The organism is Saccharopolyspora antimicrobica, from assembly GCF_003635025.1.
In the GTDB taxonomy this organism is placed as follows: Bacteria; Actinomycetota; Actinomycetes; order Mycobacteriales; family Pseudonocardiaceae; genus Saccharopolyspora; species Saccharopolyspora antimicrobica.
On sequence record NZ_RBXX01000002.1, the window covers coordinates 6959433 to 6975271 of the forward strand.

15 protein-coding genes are annotated in these 15839 nt (G+C 71.2%); 6 read left to right on the plus strand and 9 right to left on the minus strand.

The genetic code is table 11. The annotated features are described in order from the left end of the window. Positions 1-83: 83 nt before the first annotated feature. The 3 genes from ATL45_RS32995 to ATL45_RS33005 all read left to right on the plus strand — a co-directional run bounded on the left by ATL45_RS32995 (position 84) and on the right by ATL45_RS33005 (position 3224). Complete coding sequence (locus ATL45_RS32995) at positions 84-959, plus strand: nuclease (protein WP_093145839.1); 876 nt, start codon at positions 84-86, stop codon at positions 957-959. A 149-nt stretch (positions 960-1108) separates the two neighbouring features. Next, complete coding sequence (locus tag ATL45_RS33000; RefSeq protein ID WP_093145838.1) at positions 1109-1906, plus strand: IclR family transcriptional regulator; 798 nt, start codon at positions 1109-1111, stop codon at positions 1904-1906. Between the two features lie 148 nt (positions 1907-2054). Beyond that, the gene (locus ATL45_RS33005; RefSeq protein WP_093145837.1) at positions 2055-3224 is read left to right on the plus strand and encodes a 4-hydroxybenzoate 3-monooxygenase; all 1170 of its coding nucleotides are present in this window, start codon (positions 2055-2057) and stop codon (positions 3222-3224) included. A 50-nt stretch (positions 3225-3274) separates the two neighbouring features. Here the strand turns inward: ATL45_RS33005 and ATL45_RS33010 are convergent, their stop codons facing one another. The 3 genes from ATL45_RS33010 to mdlC all read right to left on the minus strand — a co-directional run bounded on the left by ATL45_RS33010 (position 3275) and on the right by mdlC (position 8260). Then, complete coding sequence (locus tag ATL45_RS33010; protein WP_093145836.1) at positions 3275-4735, minus strand: benzaldehyde dehydrogenase; 1461 nt, start codon at positions 4733-4735, stop codon at positions 3275-3277. 268 nt (positions 4736-5003) lie between these two features. Beyond that, complete coding sequence (locus ATL45_RS33015) at positions 5004-6326, minus strand: MFS transporter (RefSeq protein ID WP_093145835.1); 1323 nt, start codon at positions 6324-6326, stop codon at positions 5004-5006. 347 nt (positions 6327-6673) lie between these two features. Next, the gene (gene mdlC, locus ATL45_RS33020; RefSeq protein WP_093145834.1) at positions 6674-8260 is read right to left on the minus strand and encodes a benzoylformate decarboxylase; all 1587 of its coding nucleotides are present in this window, start codon (positions 8258-8260) and stop codon (positions 6674-6676) included. A gap of 107 nt (positions 8261-8367) precedes the next feature. On the opposite strand from mdlC, the gene ATL45_RS33025 reads away from it, so the two are divergent. Further along, positions 8368-9279 (plus strand): LysR family transcriptional regulator, encoded by a 912-nt coding sequence (locus ATL45_RS33025; RefSeq protein WP_093145833.1) that lies wholly within the window; start codon positions 8368-8370, stop codon positions 9277-9279. 12 nt (positions 9280-9291) lie between these two features. Here the strand turns inward: ATL45_RS33025 and ATL45_RS40090 are convergent, their stop codons facing one another. Beyond that, positions 9292-9414 carry a hypothetical protein gene (locus ATL45_RS40090; protein WP_256258110.1) on the minus strand — a complete coding sequence of 41 codons (123 nt, stop codon included), beginning with the start codon at positions 9412-9414 and terminating at the stop codon, positions 9292-9294. A gap of 200 nt (positions 9415-9614) precedes the next feature. Then, positions 9615-10772 carry a C45 family peptidase gene (locus tag ATL45_RS33030; protein ID WP_093145832.1) on the minus strand — a complete coding sequence of 386 codons (1158 nt, stop codon included), beginning with the start codon at positions 10770-10772 and terminating at the stop codon, positions 9615-9617. A 166-nt stretch (positions 10773-10938) separates the two neighbouring features. Here ATL45_RS33030 and ATL45_RS33035 point away from each other — a divergent pair, with 166 nt between their 5' ends. Next, positions 10939-11874: a TetR/AcrR family transcriptional regulator C-terminal domain-containing protein gene (locus ATL45_RS33035; protein ID WP_093145831.1), complete on the plus strand. Its 936-nt coding sequence runs from the start codon at positions 10939-10941 to the stop codon at positions 11872-11874. Here the strand turns inward: ATL45_RS33035 and ATL45_RS33040 are convergent. After that, complete coding sequence (locus ATL45_RS33040; RefSeq protein WP_093145830.1) at positions 11849-12478, minus strand: VOC family protein; 630 nt, start codon at positions 12476-12478, stop codon at positions 11849-11851. The two genes, ATL45_RS33035 and ATL45_RS33040, sit on opposite strands and share 26 nt — an antisense overlap. Positions 12479-12567: 89 nt before the next feature. Here ATL45_RS33040 and ATL45_RS33045 point away from each other — a divergent pair, with 89 nt between their 5' ends. Further along, positions 12568-13119 carry a heme-binding beta-barrel domain-containing protein gene (locus tag ATL45_RS33045; protein ID WP_093145829.1) on the plus strand — a complete coding sequence of 184 codons (552 nt, stop codon included), beginning with the start codon at positions 12568-12570 and terminating at the stop codon, positions 13117-13119. Positions 13120-13493: 374 nt separating this feature from the next. On the opposite strand, the gene ATL45_RS33050 is transcribed toward ATL45_RS33045, so the two are convergent. The 3 genes from ATL45_RS33050 to ATL45_RS33060 all read right to left on the minus strand — a co-directional run bounded on the left by ATL45_RS33050 (position 13494) and on the right by ATL45_RS33060 (position 15719). Then, positions 13494-13697 carry a cold-shock protein gene (locus ATL45_RS33050; protein WP_093145828.1) on the minus strand — a complete coding sequence of 68 codons (204 nt, stop codon included), beginning with the start codon at positions 13695-13697 and terminating at the stop codon, positions 13494-13496. A 391-nt stretch (positions 13698-14088) separates the two neighbouring features. Beyond that, complete coding sequence (locus ATL45_RS33055) at positions 14089-14709, minus strand: L-threonylcarbamoyladenylate synthase (RefSeq protein WP_093145827.1); 621 nt, start codon at positions 14707-14709, stop codon at positions 14089-14091. Positions 14710-14762: 53 nt separating this feature from the next. Beyond that, a complete protein-coding gene (locus ATL45_RS33060; protein ID WP_093145826.1) occupies positions 14763-15719 on the minus strand; it encodes a helix-turn-helix transcriptional regulator in 957 nt (318 codons plus the stop codon). Positions 15720-15839 lie beyond the last annotated feature (120 nt).

Below are 15839 nucleotides of genomic sequence, written 5' to 3' on the forward strand. Positions count from 1 at the left end.
TGTGAGCCGGATCGCTGCTGCACCCGTGGGGTTTCCGCCCGAGATCAGCCGATCGGGGCACCGGCGTCACTAGCGTCAGCGACATGACCTTCACGTTGATCAAGGGCGCCTTCCGGATCACCGGCAGCTCGCCCGACGGCGACTCGGTCCGCTTCTACCCCGCCGACCCGGACACCTTCCGCAAGGCCGGCCTGTCCGTGCGGCTGAACGCCCGCGGTGGCGTCCAGCTCCGATTAGAGGGCATCGACGCCCTGGAGACCCACTACCGGCCGCAGGCGCGCGGCAGCGAGCTCTGGCACCAGCCGGCGAAGCTCGCCGACGCGGCGAGCTCGGCGCTGCTGGAGCACCTCGGGTTCACCAGCGTCGAGCGCGACGACGACGGGAGGGTCACCGCCAGCTCCCCGGAGGAGGTGTCCGGCCACATCCTCACCCGGTTCGCCGACACCTACGGCCGCGCCGTCGCGTTCGCCTTTCCCGGTCAGCGGCCCGGCCGCTCCACCGACGGCGCCGACGTCCGCCTCGATCCCGACGGCCTGCCGAACTCGGCCAACCACGCGCTGCTCGAAGCCGGGCTGGTCTACCCGACGTTCTACTCGAAGCTCTTCGTCGACCTGCGCGAGTCGATGGCCGAGGTCGCGGTGGCCGCGCGCGAGGCCCGCCGCGGCGTGTGGGCCGAGGACACCACGCTCGACGGGCTGCGGCTGCGCTCCCGCGAGCAGCTGCGCGAGGAAGCGGTGCTGCTGCCCAAGCTGTTCCGCCGGCTGGTCGACTACCTGGAGCTGGAGGAGTCCGGCGGGGTGTCGCTGAGCGGCTTCTCGCGCTACCTGGACACCCGCGACGACCGCCTGTTCACCGTGCCCACCGGCCACGCCACCGAGCTGGAGACGCTGGTGGAGGTCCGCCGCCAGACCCTCCGCCTGACCGTCGAGCCCGAGCGCATCGTGTTCACCGAGGCCTGACCCCTCACTCGCCGGGCTCACCTCGCGTGGCGGTGCAAGCGTCGAGGGCGGGCTGAACGCCTCCGGCGTTTCAGGACAAGGCCTGACCGTCCCCGCCGTCCCCGACCGCGACGTGGTGAGATGGTCCGGTCGAGGTGCGAGGGGGTGTCATGGCCGACCGCGATGCGGCTGCGCCGACGGTGGCGTCCCGGCTGTTCCGGATCCTGGAGGCCTTCTCCCCGGAGCGGCCGTCGCTGACGCTGTCGGCGATCAGCAGGCACAGCGGTCTGGCGCTGACCACCACGCACCGACTGGTCGGCGAACTCGCCAGCTGGGGCGCGCTGGAACGCGCCGCCGACGGCAGCTACCGGATCGGGCTGCGGATCTACGAGCTCGCGGGGCTGACGCCGCGCGGCACGTTCCTGCGCGAGGTCGCGATGCCGTTCCTCGGCGATCTCTACGAGGCCACCCGCCAGAACGTGCAGCTCGGGGTGCGCGACGGCGACGAGGTGGTCTACGTCGAGCGCATCTCCGGCCGCGAGGCGGTGCCGGTGGTGTCCCGCCCCGGCGGCCGGCTCCCGCTGCACGCCACCGGCGTCGGCCTGGTCCTGCTCGCGCACGCCGACCCCGGGCGGCAGGAGGCGGTGCTGAGCGCGCCGCTCAAGCGGTTCACCGAGCGGACCATCGCCGACGCCCGGCAGCTGCGCCGGACCCTCGCCGACGTGCGCAGACAGGGCTTCGCGATCAGCGACCGCCAGATCGAGCTCTCGACGCTGTCGGTGGCCGCCCCGGTGCACGACGACACCGACGAGGTGATCGCCGCGCTGTCCATCGTGGTCCCGGCCGACCGCACGGACCCGATGGCACTGGTCCCGGCGGTCCGGGCCGCGGCCCGGGGCCTCTCCAGAGCCCTCGGCTCCCCCAAGGCCCGAGCCCTGCCTCCCACGGCCCACCTCGAACGGTCCTGACCGGCGTCCGAACGCGCGCTCGGGCTTCCGGTGAACGGAAAGGGGCGTTCCGCGTCGCTGATCCCGCACCGATCGTGGACCGTGAGGCTGCGGTGGCGGTCACATCGGAGTGCACCGCCGGCAGCAGGTCCGAGGGAGGAATCGGTCGATGCAGATCCAGGTCGGGATCGTCGGGGCAGGGCCAGCCGGGCTCATGCTCTCGCACCTGTTGCACCAGCGCGGCGTGGAGTCGGTAGTGCTCGACAACCGGACCCGCGAGGAGATCGAGGGCACCATCCGGGCCGGCGTGCTGGAGCAGAGCTCCGTGGACCTCATGGTCGAGACCGGCGTCGGCGAACGCGTCAAGCGCACCGGCATGGTGCACCGCGGCATCGAGCTGCGCTTCGGCGGCCGGGGCCACCGGATCGACTTCGACGACCTCACCGGCGGCCGCGGCGTGACCATCTACCCGCAGCACGAGGTGCTCAAGGACCTGATCGCCCAGCGGCTGGCCGACGGCGGCGACATCCGCTTCGGCGTGTCCGACGTGCGCGTCGAGGACATCACCGGTGACCGCCCGAAGATCCGGTTCACCCAGGACGGCGCCGAGCAGGAGCTGGACTGCGCGCTGGTGGCCGGCTGCGACGGATCGCGCACCTCGACCCGCTTCCTGATCCCGGCGCCGAACCCGCGGCAGGATCACTTCCGCCAGTACCCGTTCGCCTGGTTCGGCATCCTGGCCGAGGCGCCGCCGTCGTCGGAGGAGCTGATCTACGCCCACCACCGCAACGGCTTCGCGCTGATCAGCACCCGCTCGGCGACGGTCCAGCGGCACTACCTGCAGGTCGATCCCAACGACACCGTCGAGGACTGGTCCGACGACCGGATCTGGTCGGAGCTGCACACCCGGGTGGCGGGCGCGGAGATCAAGGAGGGGCCGATCTTCTCCAAGTCGGTCCTGCACTTCCGCAGCTTCGTGTGCGAGCCGATGCAGTACGGCCGGCTGTTCCTGGCGGGCGACGCCGCGCACACGGTGCCGCCGACCGGCGCCAAGGGCATGAACCTCGCGATCGCCGACGTCCACGTGCTCTCCCGCGCCATGGCGGAGTTCTTCGCCAACAGCGACCGCACCGCGCTCGACGCCTACACCGCGACCGCGCTGCCCCGGGTCTGGCGCGCGCAGCACTTCTCCTGGTGGATGACCTCGATGCTGCATCGCATGCCCGAGGCCACCGGGTTCGACCTGCACCGCCAGCTCGCCGAGCTCGACACGGTCACCCGCTCCCGGGCGGGCCGGACGCTGCTCGCCGAGAACTACGTCGGCACGCCCTTCGACTGAGAACCGGTCGTGAGCGCGAACTCCGGTTTCGCGCTCACGACCGGCCGGACTCAGAACGGGTACTGCTGAATGGGTCCCTGGATGGTGACCCACTGGGTTTCGGTGAAGGCCTCGAGGTTCGCCTCGGCTCCCCCGACGCGTCCGCCGTTGCCGGAGGCCTTCACACCGCCGAACGGGATGTGCGCGTGGTCGCCGACGGTCTGGTCGTTGACGTGCACCAGGCCGCTCGGGATCTGCTTGGCGACCTCCCAGGCCTGCATCGCATCCGCGCTCAGCACGCTCAGCGACAGGCCGTACTCGGTGTCGCGGGCGATCGCGACGGCTTCCTCCACCGTGCTGAACCGCAGCACCGGCGCGACCGGGCCGAAGATCTCCTGGCGGAACGCGGGCGTGTCCGGCCGGACGCGGTCGAGCACCGTCGGCCGGTAGAACAGCCCGTCGTACTCGCCGCCCGCGACCAGCTCCGCGCCGGCGCCGACGCTCTCGGTCACCAGCCGGTGGATGCCGTCGCGCTGCTTGGCGTCGATGATCGGGCCCAGCGCCACCTCCGCGGTGTTCGGGTCGCCGACCGGCAGGTTGCGGGCCTTCTCGGCCAGCGCCGCGACGTAGTCGTCCGCGATGGACTCGTGCACCAGGTGCCTGCCCGCGGCCATGCAGATCTGCCCCTGGTGCAGGAAGGAGCCCCACGCGCCCGCCGACGCGGCGGCGGCGATGTCGGCGTCCGGCAGCACGATGATCGCGTTGTTGCCGCCCAGTTCCAGGTGCGCGCGCTTGAGGTGCGCGGCGGCGGCCTCGCCGACCTTCCGGCCGGCCGCGGTGGATCCGGTGAAGGCGATGACGCGGGTGTGCTCGTTGGCGACCAGCGCGGCTCCCGCGTCAGCTTCGCCGGGCAGCACCTGGAAGACGCCTTCGGGCACCCCGGCCGCCTCGAAGATCGCGGCCAGCACGAGCCCGCCGCAGACCGCGGTGCGGGTGTCGGGCTTGAGCACCACCGAGTTGCCCAGCGCCAGCGCCGGGGCGACCGCGCGGATCGACAGGATCAGCGGGAAGTTGAACGGCGCGATCACCCCGACCACCCCGGCGGCGACCCGCCTGCTGAAGCTGAGCCGCCCGTCCGCCGCGGGCAGCAGCGAACCGGCCGGGTGCGAGGGCAGCCCGGCGGCCTCGAAGCACTCGTTGGCCGCGGTGCGGGCCTCGATCTCGGCCTTCGGCCGGATCGACCCGGCTTCGCGGACCAGCCAGCCGACGACTTCCTCGGCGTGGTCGGCGAACAGCTGTCCGGCGCGCCTCAGCACGGCCGCCCGCTCCTCGAACGGGGTGTCCTCCCAGGCCCGCTGCGCCGCGGCCGCCTTCGCGCAGGCCTGGTCGACGTCCGCCGGGGTCGCGCGGCCGACGTGGCCGAGCACCTGCCCGGTCGCGGGCTCGACGACCTCGGCCGGGGTGCCGCTGGCCGGTTGCCAGCGCCCGGTGAAGACCTGCTTGGCCCAGCGTTCGGTGTCCAGGATCGTCATGCGTTGGCCTTTCTCCAGCATGGGATTCGAAAAAAGGGACGAGGCCCGCCTGAGCCGCCGGCCCCGAGGCTTCCACTCCTCGAACGACCTCGCGACTCAGGTGAGGCCGTGCCGCGATTTCAATGGAAATCTGATGTCCGATTTCCATTGAAATCGCGTAAAACCCGACACACCGGCGGTGTGTCGTGCGTCCGACACGCCGACGAGTCGCGCAATTTCCATTGAAATCGCGGATCACCCAGGCCCGGACGGCGCTCGCCGGCAGGGTCTAGTTCACGGCAGCGGGTTCCGGCACGCGGAACTTCTTCTTGGCCACGATCGCCACCGCGATCGCGCCGATCACGCCTGGCACCGCGACGGCGATGAAGTTCTGCTGGAACGGCAGCTCCATGGCCAGCAGTGCGCCGCCGAGCGTGGGGCCGCCGATCGCGCCGATGCGGCCGATGCCCGCCGCCCAGCCGACACCGGTGGAGCGCACGTCGGCCGGGTAGTACTCCACCGCGAAGGCGTGGATGATCGCCAGCACGCCGACCGTCGCCGCGCCCGCGACGAACAGCAATGCGTTGAGCACCAGGGAGTTCGGGTTGAACGACAGCCCGATCAGCGACAGCGAGGCCAGCATGAAGTACAGCACCAGGGTGTTGCGGTAGGTCCACCGGTCGGCCAGCCAGCCGCCGACGATCGCGCCCACCATGCCGCCGAGGTTCAGCACCACCAGGTTCCACAGCGCCGAGCCCAGCGGGTAGCCCGCGGTCTGCATCAGCTTCGGCAGCCAGGTGTTGAGCCCGTAGCTGAGCAGCATGCACATCGCGAAGAACACCCAGATCAGCACGTTGTTGAGCGCGTTGCCGCCGGTGAACAGCTGCCGCAGCCGCGCCTTGGCCTGCTCCGGGCGGCGCTCCAGCACCACGTCGTCGAGGTCGTCGCGCTCCGGGGCGATCCGGCGCAGCACCACCAGCAACCGCTCGCGGTCGCCGCGGGCGGCCAGGTAGTCGGGCGATTCCGGCAGGTGGCGCAGCAGCAGCGGAACCAGCAGCAGCGGCAGGCCGGCCACGTAGAACACGCCCCGCCAGGTCCACACCGGCTCGATGTAGATGGCGAAGATGGCCGCGCCGATGCCGCCGACCGAGTAGAACGACGACACCAGCGTGACGAACAGGGCCTTGGCCCGGCGCGGTGCGATCTCACCGGCCATCGCGTTGAAGTTGGGCACCAGCGCGCCCAGCGACATCCCGACGACGAAGCGCAGCGCGCCCAGCACCTCGGGTCCGGTGGCGAACGCGCACCCGAAGGAGGCGATGCTGGCGATGGTCACGCAGCTGATCATCAGCGGCCGCCGCCCGTAGCGGTCGGCCAGCGGGGAGATGAACAGCCCGCCGACGAGCATGCCGACCAGCGCGACCGAGCCGAGCGTCCCGGCGGTGACCGGGTCCATGTCCCACTCGTCCATCAGGTGGGAGATCACGGTGCCGTAGCTGACCATGTCGTAGCCGTCGACGATCATCAGCAGCGAGCACAGAGCCAGGACTTTGAAGTGGAAGCCGTTGAGCCGGGCATCGCCGACCACGGCCCCCGCGGTGTGCTGGGACAAACTGGTTCCTCCGGGTTCCACGAGGTTTCCAGGCTCGTTTTGCGTAGCGGTGCGGGTAGCGGAACCTCAGCGCCCGCCTAGCTCCGGGATCGGCGTTCTCATGTATGTCCGGATACACGACGAACGGGCTGTCCTCGCCAGGCGAACGCTGAGAACCCGCGGCGGTGCAAGCGCCGAGGGCGGGCTATGCGCCTACGGCGCATGCGACACCTTCAGCAAACTGCCGCCGGTTGGATGTCGCGGCTGCGGCAACCAACCAAGATGACTGCGTCGGGGAGAGCCGGTCAGTGCCGTTCTCGGTCTGGTGCTTGAACTTGCTCGCGACCGCGCGGGTCCGCGGGCGGCGTTCAGGGTTCGGTGAGCTCGGTTTCCGCTTCGATCAGCACCGGCTTGCCCGCACCCAGTGCGCCGGTGAGGGCTTCGGTGAACTCCGCACCGGTGCGCACCGAGGTCGCGTCGACGCCGTATCCGCGGGCGATCTGCACGAAGTCGATGCCGGGCACGTCCATGCCGGGCACCTCACCGGCGTCGAGGACCTTGGAGAACCAGCGCAACGCGCCGTAGGTGCCGTTCTTCAGGATGACCACGATCACCGGGATCCGGTACCGCGCGGCGGTCCACAGCGCGGTGATGCCGTAGTTCGCCGACCCGTCGCCGATGAGCCCGATCACCTGGCGCCGCTCGTGGGCCAGCTGCGCGCCGACCGCGGCGGGCAGCCCGAACCCGAGCCCGCCGGAGGCCGGGAAGAAGTAGCTGCCCGGCTCCGAAAGATCCATCTGCGCCCAGAAGTCGCCGGTCGTCGCGGTGGATTCCTTGACGTAGACGGCATCTTCCGGCGCGTGCTCGCGCAGCAGCGCGAACAGCTCCGCCGGGTTCAGCCGCTCCCCGGCGGAGGCCGCGGCCGGGTGCTCCGGCAGCGGGGTCAGCTCCGGCCGGAGGCCGGGCGTGACGGCATCGGCCAGCCGCGCCAGCGCGTCCTTGACGTCGCCGACCAGTGCCTCCCCCACAGGTGCGCGCGCGGCCTCACCGGGATCGCTGGTCAGGTGCACCAGCCGGGCGCCCGCGGGCAGGTATTCGCCGGGCACGAACTGGTGGTAGCGGAACACCGGGGCACCGACGACCAGGATCAGGTCGTGCTCGCTCAGCGCGTCGGTGATGCCCTGCACCGAGGCGGGCAGCACACCGCGGAAGCTGCGGTGCCGGGTGGGGAACGGGCAGCGCGACGCCGAGGGCGCGATCCACACCGGCGCGCCCAGCCGGTCCGCCAGGCGCACCGCGTCGCCGTTGGCGCGCTCGGCGTCGACCTCCGGGCCCAGCACCAGCACCGGGCGCTCAGCACCGTCCAGCGCCGCGGTCAGCTCGGCCAGCTGCGCGGTGTTCAGCGATCCGGCGCTGCTGGTCCTGCGCGCGAGCAGGTGCTGCGCCTCCGCGGGAGCCTCCTGCGCCCAGTCGTCGTAGGGCACCGAGACGTACACCGGTCCCTTGGCGGGCAGGTTCGCGATGTGGATGGCGTGGCTGATCGAGCGCGGCACGTCCTGCGCGCAGGCCGGCTCGCTGCTCCACTTCACCAGCGGTTTGGGCAGCGCTGGCGCGTCGACGTTGGCGAGCATGACCTCCTGGCCGATGGTCGAGCGCACCTGCTGCCCGGCGGTGATGATCAGCGGGCTGTGCGAGTACACGGAGTTGGTCAGCGGGCCGAGCGCGTTGCCGGTCCCGGCCGCGGCGTGCAGGTTGACCAGCGCAGAGCCGCCGCGGGCCTGCGCGTAGCCGTCGGCCATCGCCAGCACCGCGCCCTCGTGCAGGCCCAGCACGTAGCGGAAGTCCTCCGGCATCCCGGCCAGGAAGGGCAGTTCGTTGGAGCCCGGGTTGCCGAAGATCGTCGTAAGGTCGTGCGATCGCAAGAGTTCGTAGGTCACGTCGCGCACGTCGGCCATGGATGTTCGCTCCCCTGTCGGTGATGCCCGCCACCATAGGGAGCGCAGTGCTCATAGTCCTAATGAATGCTGTTGATCCCGACATGCACGGAATCTATTCTTGCAGCGTGGTCGACGTGGACCTGAACCTGATGAAGACCTTCGTGCTGCTCTACGAGACGCGCAGCGCCACCAGGACGGCCGAGGCGCTGTTCATCACGCAGCCGTCGGTGAGCCACGCGCTGCGGAGGCTGCGCCGCCAGTTCAACGACGAGCTGTTCGCCCGCTCCCCCGACGGCCTCGCCCCGACCGAGATCGCCGAGCGCATGTACCCGCGCCTGCAGCAGGCGCTGGAGGTGATCGAGGAGACGGTGTCGGGGGCGGGCCGGTTCGACCCGGCCACCTCGCAGCGGACGTTCCGGATCTGCGCCACCGACCTCGGCGAGATCAGCCTGCTCCCGGCGATCCTGGCCCGGCTGGAGCGCGAGGCGCCGAACTGCGCGGTCGAGGTGCTGCCGCTGGACATGGCGGCCGTTCCCCGGCACTTGCGCCAGGGCCGGGCCGACGCGGTGATCTGCACACCCCGGATCGACGCCCCGGACCTGCAGCGCGACGCCCTGTTCCAGGAGCGCTACTTCGGCCTCCGGGCCCGCGCGCACCCGCGCATCGGCGACCGCCCGACGCTGGCGGAGTACCTCGGGGAACGGCACATCGTGGTCGATCCGGCGGCCGGGCACGTCGACGCCGACATGGAGCTCACCCGGCTCGGGTACCGACGCGAGGTCGCCGCCCGGGTACCGCACTTCACCACGCTGCCCGAGCTGCTGGCCCGGACGCACTACCTCTCCGCGGTGCCCAGCGGCGTGGCCGGGCTGTTCACCCGCTCATCGGAGGTGGCGACCTTCCGGCTGCCGTTCGAGATCCCGACGGTGGAGGTGTCGCTCTACACCTACCGGCGAGCGCTGCCCGCGCCCGGCACCGACTGGCTGCGCGAACTCATCCGGAACACCCTGCGACGGGAGCCGGAACCGTCCACTTGAGACGGAACCGGCTCAGGCGGCGACCCGGTTCGGCGCGGCGTCGGCGGAGTGGCGCCGGACGTCCAGCAGGTAGCCGACCCAGAAGCCGACCACGCCCGCACCGACGACGGCCAGCGCTCCAACAGCACGCACCATGGGAGTTCCCCTTCTCCGCGACGCCGGATCCCCTGATCCCGGCCCACCAGGTTCGTCCCGATGCTGAACCCGCCGGATGGCAGCGCCGTTGCACCGACGATAACGCCCGGTGAAACGGCCGACCACACCGCCCCGCACCAGTCCGGCCACGCCGCGTGACGGTCCACTGAGGACTTCTGCACGACCGGGTGAAGCCGGGATCAGCCCGCGAGCAGGCCCGGCCCGAACGTCAGCTCCGCGCTCCGGCGAGCCTCGCCGGTGGTGGCGGAATCACCGAGGTAGAACCACGTCGACATGGTCCGTTCGCCGAGGTCGAAGACGGTGCTCCACAACGTCCGCAGCGGAACGCCGCCCGTCTCGGCGCCGCTGCCGAACCCGACCTCGTCGAGCATCTCCCGCAGCCGCTTGCCGGAAAAGCCGGATTCCGCGGTGCGCTCCCGCAACGTGCGGTAACGGCGGTGGCTCAACATGGTGTTGTCGGTATCACGCGCTCCTCGCTCGTGCAGGTAGTGGTTGGTCAGGCACAGGGCGTCCCCGTCGATGTCGAAGATGTGCTCGGCGCCACCCGCACCGCGCTCCCAGACGAAGGCGTCACCCGAGGCGTCGGCGACCAGGTAGTGCAGCGGCACGCCCAGGTCGTAGTGCTTGGCGGCCAGCAGCGCACGCCGCGCTTCCTCCGCGGTGGCGCAGGTGTCCAGCACGAAGCGCGGCAGCTGGATCGGGGACAACCCGACCTGCGGACCGGCTTGCACTGGCGCGCCCAGGGTTTCGGCGTTCGCGATCAGCAGCGCGACCGCGAGCCCGTGCTCGTTGATGCCCTCCGTGCAGCCGTCGAGCTCGTTCATGGTCAGCACCGTGGACGCCGGTCCGTCGTCGGGGACGTGGCTGAGCACGTAGGGCCGCGAGGCCATCGGCAACTCACCCGGAGCCGGTCCGCCGGAGTCCTCGCCCGAGATGAACGCGAAGAGCTCGGTGGCGCTCGTGGTGAAGAAGTCGTAGTTGCGGCCGAACAACCCGCGCCCCTCCTCCGTCGCCGAAGGGCGCAGGAAGGTCGCCGAGCAGCCCGATCCGGTCGGCACCCCGGAGAGCGCGTCGAAGTGGAAGCGCTCAGCGTCCAGACCGAGCGACTCGGCCGCGCCGAGCATCCGCTCGTGGTGCCGCGGCCAGTACCGCTCGAACCACGCCAGCCGGGCGCGGACCCGGACCGGGTCGCCGGGCACCGGCGCCCAGCCGTAGGTCGCGGCCGCTTCGGCGGCGAGTTCGGCACCCACCTCCCGCTCCGAGCCCGAGACGGTGATCTTGCGGACGGTCGTGAAGTCGCCCTCGCCGCCGGCGACGATCTGCCGGGTGATGGTCATCCTGACGCTCCTATGTACGGCGTACTCATTCAGGCCGGAACAGTACCGCATGCCGCACGGCGGTGGCGATATTGCCTCTATTTTGCGAGATATCCAGCCATTTCGCCGCAGGTCGACTGACTAGTGCACTAGATCGATCTCCTAGTGCACTAGTACGATTCCGGGCATGCCGCCCCTGGACGACGAACCGCCGTACCGCCGGATCGCCGCAGCGATCCAGCAGCGCATCGCCTGTGGTGAGCTGCGCCCCGGCGACCAGGTGCCCTCCACCCGGGAGATCACCCGCGAATGGGGCGTGGCGATGGCGACCGCCGCGAAAGCGCTCGCGGAGCTGCGCAACGCCGAACTGGTCGAGACCCGGCCGGGCGCGGGCACGCTCGTGCGCGCTCCGGCTGCCGCGGCACGCCGCCCGCGCACCCCGGCAGCCGCTCCGACCCGCGAGCGCATCGCGGCGGCCGGGGTCGAAGTCGCCGATGCCGAAGGCGCGGGTGCCGTGTCGATGCGGCGCATCGCGGCCGAGCTCGGCGTCGCGCCGATGTCGCTGTACCGGCACGTCGCGAACAAGGACGAGCTGCTGCGCGCGATGCTCCGGGCCGTGTTCCGGGAACGGCCGCTCCCGGAAACCCCTCCGCGGGGATGGCGGGCGCAGCTGGAGCTCGTCTGCCGCCTGCAGTGGGAGCTCTTCCGGGACCACCCGTGGCTGGCGGGCATGCTGTCGCTGACCAGACCGATGCCGGTCCCCGAGGCGATGGCGCACACCGAGTGGACGTTGCGCGCGCTGGAGGGTCTCGGGCTGAGCCGGGTGGAGACCGCCCGGGAGGCCCTGGCGCTTCCGGCGATGGTGCGCGGCCTGGCGCTCTCCCGGGAGTTCGAGGCCGAAGCCGAAGGCAGCACCGGGGTGGGTGCGGATCAGTGGTGGGCGTCGCGGCAGGACGAGGTCGACAGCGTGTTCGCCACCGGCCGCTTCCCGCTGCTGGCCCGGCTGGAGGCCGATCCCGCCGGCGACCTCGACGGCACCTTCGAGCACGCCCTCACCCGCAGCCTCGACGGGCTGGAGGCGCACGTGCGGCGGGCGGTCAGCGCAGCTCGACCGGTCCGGTAGCGCCCTCGATCTCGGCCCGCAGCACCGGGACGTCGGAGCGAGTGAGGTCCAGGTGCGCGCCGACGGCCCGCAGATCCGCGCCGACGGCCTCGGGATCCGGGTGCTCGGCGCGCAACGAGAGCAGCCGGACCTGCGGCAGGCCCGAGTCCACCGGGTGCGGGGCGCTGCCCCAGTCGATGAGGAACGGGACCAGCCCGTGCCGGGGATTGGGTTCGCGCTTGGCCAGCCGCCACTCCAGCAGCCGGCCGTCCGGGGTGCGGCGCGACATCGACCGGGCATCACCCGGGTCGTGCCCGGCGGCGCGGGCGTCGGACACCGCGCGGTCCAGGCCGGTGGTGCTGATCGCCCAGGTGACCAGGCGCGGGACGGTCAAGGTGGCCAGCCCGAAGGTGTTCGGCGGGCGCGTCGCCTCCGGGTCCGGGCCGATGATCTCCAGGTAGGCCCGGCCGCCGAGGCCGAGCAGGTAGTTGCGGGTGCCGTTGTCCGGGTGGCGCCCGCCGGGCACCGGATCGACGCCGAGCAGCTCCGCGACCGCCCGCACCCCGGCGAGCAGGTCCGGCACCCCGTACACCAGGTGGTCCAGTCGCGGTTCGACGTTCGTCATCGGCACCTCCTGAAGGCTCCGCCTTCGATCCCACCACTCGCCGCCGGGAAGATCAACGGTCCGGTCCGGGACCGCCTAGGCTGCCACGCATGAGCTCCCCCGACGACTTCGCGCCACCACCGATCCCCGCCCCCACCGCGGACCTGACCAGCGGACCGCCGCTGCACGACGCGTGCCTGCCGCTGCGCGCCCTGGTCGGCGTGTGGCGCGGCCGCGGCGAGGTGGACTACCCGACGATCGACGGGCCGTACCGGTTCGGCCAGCAGCTCACTATCTCCCACGACGGACGGCCGTTCCTGCGCCACGAGGCGCGCGCCTGGCTGCTCGACGCCGAAGGCGCGGTGCTCCGCCCGGCCGCGTGGGAGACGGGCTGGTGGCGCCCGCAGCCCGACGGAACCCTGGAGCTGCTGCTGTCCCACATCACCGGGATCCAGGAGCTGTTCTACGGCCGAGCGGCGGATCAGCGCTGGGAACTGACCACCGACTCGGTGGTCCGGACGGCGACGGCCAAGGACGTCAGAGCCGCACAACGCAGCTACGCCCTGACCGAGGACGGCGTGCTCGACTACGCCGAACACCGCGCGATGGTCGGCGTGACCATGACACCGCACGTAACAGCACGCCTGCACCGCACCAGCTAGTCACGGCGTCGGCCAGCCGTTCGCATAACCGCTGAGTCCCTCAGCTCATGTCCACAGCAGCGACCCCGACGATCAACGTGCTCAGACCACGGGAGCGGCCGCATGCGCCGCAGGCGCATAACCCGCCTACGGCACTTGCACCGCCGCGGGTTCTCAGACGTCGTCTGGCGAGGACAGCCTGTTCGCCGTGTATTGGACATGCATAAGAACGGGCTCCCGCAGTCCAGGCGGCGTCTGAGGTTCCGCCACCCGCACCGCCACGCAAAACGAGCCTGGAAACCCTGGAAACGCGCGAGAAGGCCCCGCACCGTAGTGCGAGGCCTTCGTCGTCGGCTACCCGTGACGCGGTTGCGGAACGGGTCGGTTCACCGAACTCAGACGGTGCGGACGCCCGCGGCCTGCGGACCCTTCGGGCCCTGGCTGACCTCGTAGGTGACCTTCTGGTCCTCTTCGAGGGTGCGGAAGCCGCGGGAGTCGATGGCCGAGTAGTGGACGAACACGTCCGGGCCACCGTCGTCCGGAGCGATGAAGCCGAAGCCCTTCTCCGAGTTGAACCACTTCACGGTTCCCTGTGCCATGCTCTTCTCTCCTTCTGGGAGCCGGTACTACATCAGGCAGTCACACTGCGTAACTGCCTGGGTCGCGGATCTCGAACGGCGACTTCTCCAGCTTCAACCAGATAGCAGCACGCCCGCATCACCATCCTGCGAGTGTGCGCGAAACACGACCCCAGAAAAATACGACCGAGGTAGACACTACACGCTTCGCCAAGATCGCGCTGCTGCCAATCCGCGAGCGTGTCGCAGCCAACAACGCGCCCCCGCCAGTGCTCCTACCTCGGGTTTTCACAGCGCACCCGGGTAGATCCACTTCGTCGTGGGCCGCTCGCGCGGACGACATCGGGCCCGCCTTCAGCTCTCGGCGAAACCAACGTCCCCCGGATGGCCGCAGGAGCCGGGCGGGAAACTTTCACTCGAATCGGGAGGGGTCACCCGCGCCGTGCCGGACGACCTCGGGTTCGGGGCCGGAGAAGTCGACCACCGTGGTCGGCTCGGTGCCGCAGTCGCCGGAGTCGATCACCGCGTCCAGCACGTTGTCCAGCTCGTCCTTGATCTGCCAGCCCTGGGTCATCGGCTCCTCCTCGCCTGGCAGCAGCAGGGTGCTGGAGAGCATCGGCTCGCCGAGCTCGGCCAGCAGCGCCTGCACCACCACGTGGTCCGGGATGCGCACGCCCACCGTCTTCTTCTTCGGGTGCAGCAGCCGGCGCGGCACCTCCTTGGTGGCGGGCAGGATGAAGGTGTAGCTGCCCGGGGTCGAGGCCTTGATGGCGCGGAACACCGCGTTGTTGATGACCACGAACTGGCCGAGCTGGGCGAAGTTCTGGCACACCAGCGTGAAGTGGTGGCGGTCGTCGAGGTGCCGGATGGAGCGGATGCGCTCCATCCCGTCCTTGTTGCCCAGCTGCGCGCCGAGGGCGAAGCAGGAGTCGGTCGGGTAGGCGATCAGCCCGTCCTCCCGGAGGATGTCCACCACCTGCCCGATGGCGCGCCGCTGCGGGTTGTCCGGATGCACGTCGAAGTACTTCGCCATGGTCAGAGCTTAGAACCTCGCCGCGGAAACCAGCCGCAGGACGGCGGCGGGTGTCAGAGCAGGCCGCGCTTGGCCGCCTGGACGCCGGCCTGGAAGCGGGTCGTGGCACCGAGCTGGTCGAGCAGGGCCGCGATGCGGCGCACCACCGTCCGGCGGGAGAGGTCGAGGCGGCGGGCGATCGCCTCGTCCGTCGCGCCCGCGGCCATCAGCGTGATGATGCTGCGATCGCGGTCGGAGAGCTGGTCCTGCTTGCGCTCGGCGGCGACCGGCAGCGCCAGCGTCCACAACGTCTCGAACAGCCCGCACAGCGCGTTGAGCAGGCCCGAGGAGTGCACCACCAGCGCGCCTTCCAGGCCGGTGCGGTCGGGTTCGGGGACCAGCAGGGCGATCTCGTCGTCGCCGATGGTCAGCTTCACCGGCAGCTCGGCGAGCAGCCGGACGTGCTCGCCGAGCTCGGCCATTCGCGTCATCGCGGCGAACAGGCCCGGATCGTCGTAGACGTTCTGGCTGTACACCGTCCGGTAGCGCACTCCGGCGGCCATCCGCCGGGACTGGATCTCCTCCTGCGCGCGGAAGTTCTGCGGTGTGCTCCTGTACGGCGGGCGGTCCAGCCAGCGGACCTGCTCGACAGCGCGCTCCTGCAGCCGGGTGGTGAGCATGATCAGCCGGGCCGGGTGCTCGACCGGCTCGACGTGCCGGGTCCAGCCCGCGCCGCGCTGCGCCTGGTGGTAGAGGCGGTCGAGCTCCGCGCCCGCCCGCCACAGCTCGCGCCGCCGGACCTCCTCCGCGCGCAACGCCACCGACACCGCGCGCTCCGGCGGGGCCGCCTCCCAGAGACCGGAGTCCTCGACGACCAGGTCCAGTTCGGCCAGCTCCGCCAGCGCGCTGACCACAACTGCGGCCGGCAGCCCGGTGTCGCGCACCAGCAGTTCCCGGGACAGGCGTCCCCGCGTGGTGAGCGCGCGGTACACGCGCCCCTGGTCGCTGTCGGCAGCGAGGACGTCGAGCACGTGGACCTTCCGGCGGAGCGGGACGATCTTCGCACGGCAGCGTAGAACGCCTGGTCGAACGCGGTCAACGAATCGCCGGAGCCGCCGACGGGGTGGCGCAGATGCGCGATGGCCCAGGTG

Excerpts from the sequence above, each read along its gene's own strand:
- ATL45_RS33040 (WP_093145830.1), bottom strand. The coding sequence starts at position 12,478 with ATGACGAACGTCGAACCGCGACTGGACCACCTGGTGTACGGGGTGCCG.
- ATL45_RS40090 (WP_256258110.1), bottom strand. The coding sequence starts at position 9,414 with ATGGTGCGTGCTGTTGGAGCGCTGGCCGTCGTCGGTGCGGGCGTGGTC.
- ATL45_RS33000 (WP_093145838.1), top strand. The coding sequence starts at position 1,109 with ATGGCCGACCGCGATGCGGCTGCGCCGACGGTGGCGTCCCGGCTGTTC.
- ATL45_RS33045 (WP_093145829.1), top strand. The coding sequence starts at position 12,568 with ATGAGCTCCCCCGACGACTTCGCGCCACCACCGATCCCCGCCCCCACC.
- mdlC (WP_093145834.1), bottom strand. The coding sequence starts at position 8,260 with ATGGCCGACGTGCGCGACGTGACCTACGAACTCTTGCGATCGCACGAC.
- ATL45_RS33050 (WP_093145828.1), bottom strand. The coding sequence starts at position 13,697 with ATGGCACAGGGAACCGTGAAGTGGTTCAACTCGGAGAAGGGCTTCGGC.
- ATL45_RS33030 (WP_093145832.1), bottom strand. The coding sequence starts at position 10,772 with ATGACCATCACCCGGCAGATCGTCGCCGGCGGCGAGGGCGACTTCACG.
- ATL45_RS33035 (WP_093145831.1), top strand. The coding sequence starts at position 10,939 with ATGCCGCCCCTGGACGACGAACCGCCGTACCGCCGGATCGCCGCAGCG.
- ATL45_RS33005 (WP_093145837.1), top strand. The coding sequence starts at position 2,055 with ATGCAGATCCAGGTCGGGATCGTCGGGGCAGGGCCAGCCGGGCTCATG.
- ATL45_RS33010 (WP_093145836.1), bottom strand. The coding sequence starts at position 4,735 with ATGACGATCCTGGACACCGAACGCTGGGCCAAGCAGGTCTTCACCGGG.
- ATL45_RS33055 (WP_093145827.1), bottom strand. The coding sequence starts at position 14,709 with ATGGCGAAGTACTTCGACGTGCATCCGGACAACCCGCAGCGGCGCGCC.
- ATL45_RS32995 (WP_093145839.1), top strand. The coding sequence starts at position 84 with ATGACCTTCACGTTGATCAAGGGCGCCTTCCGGATCACCGGCAGCTCG.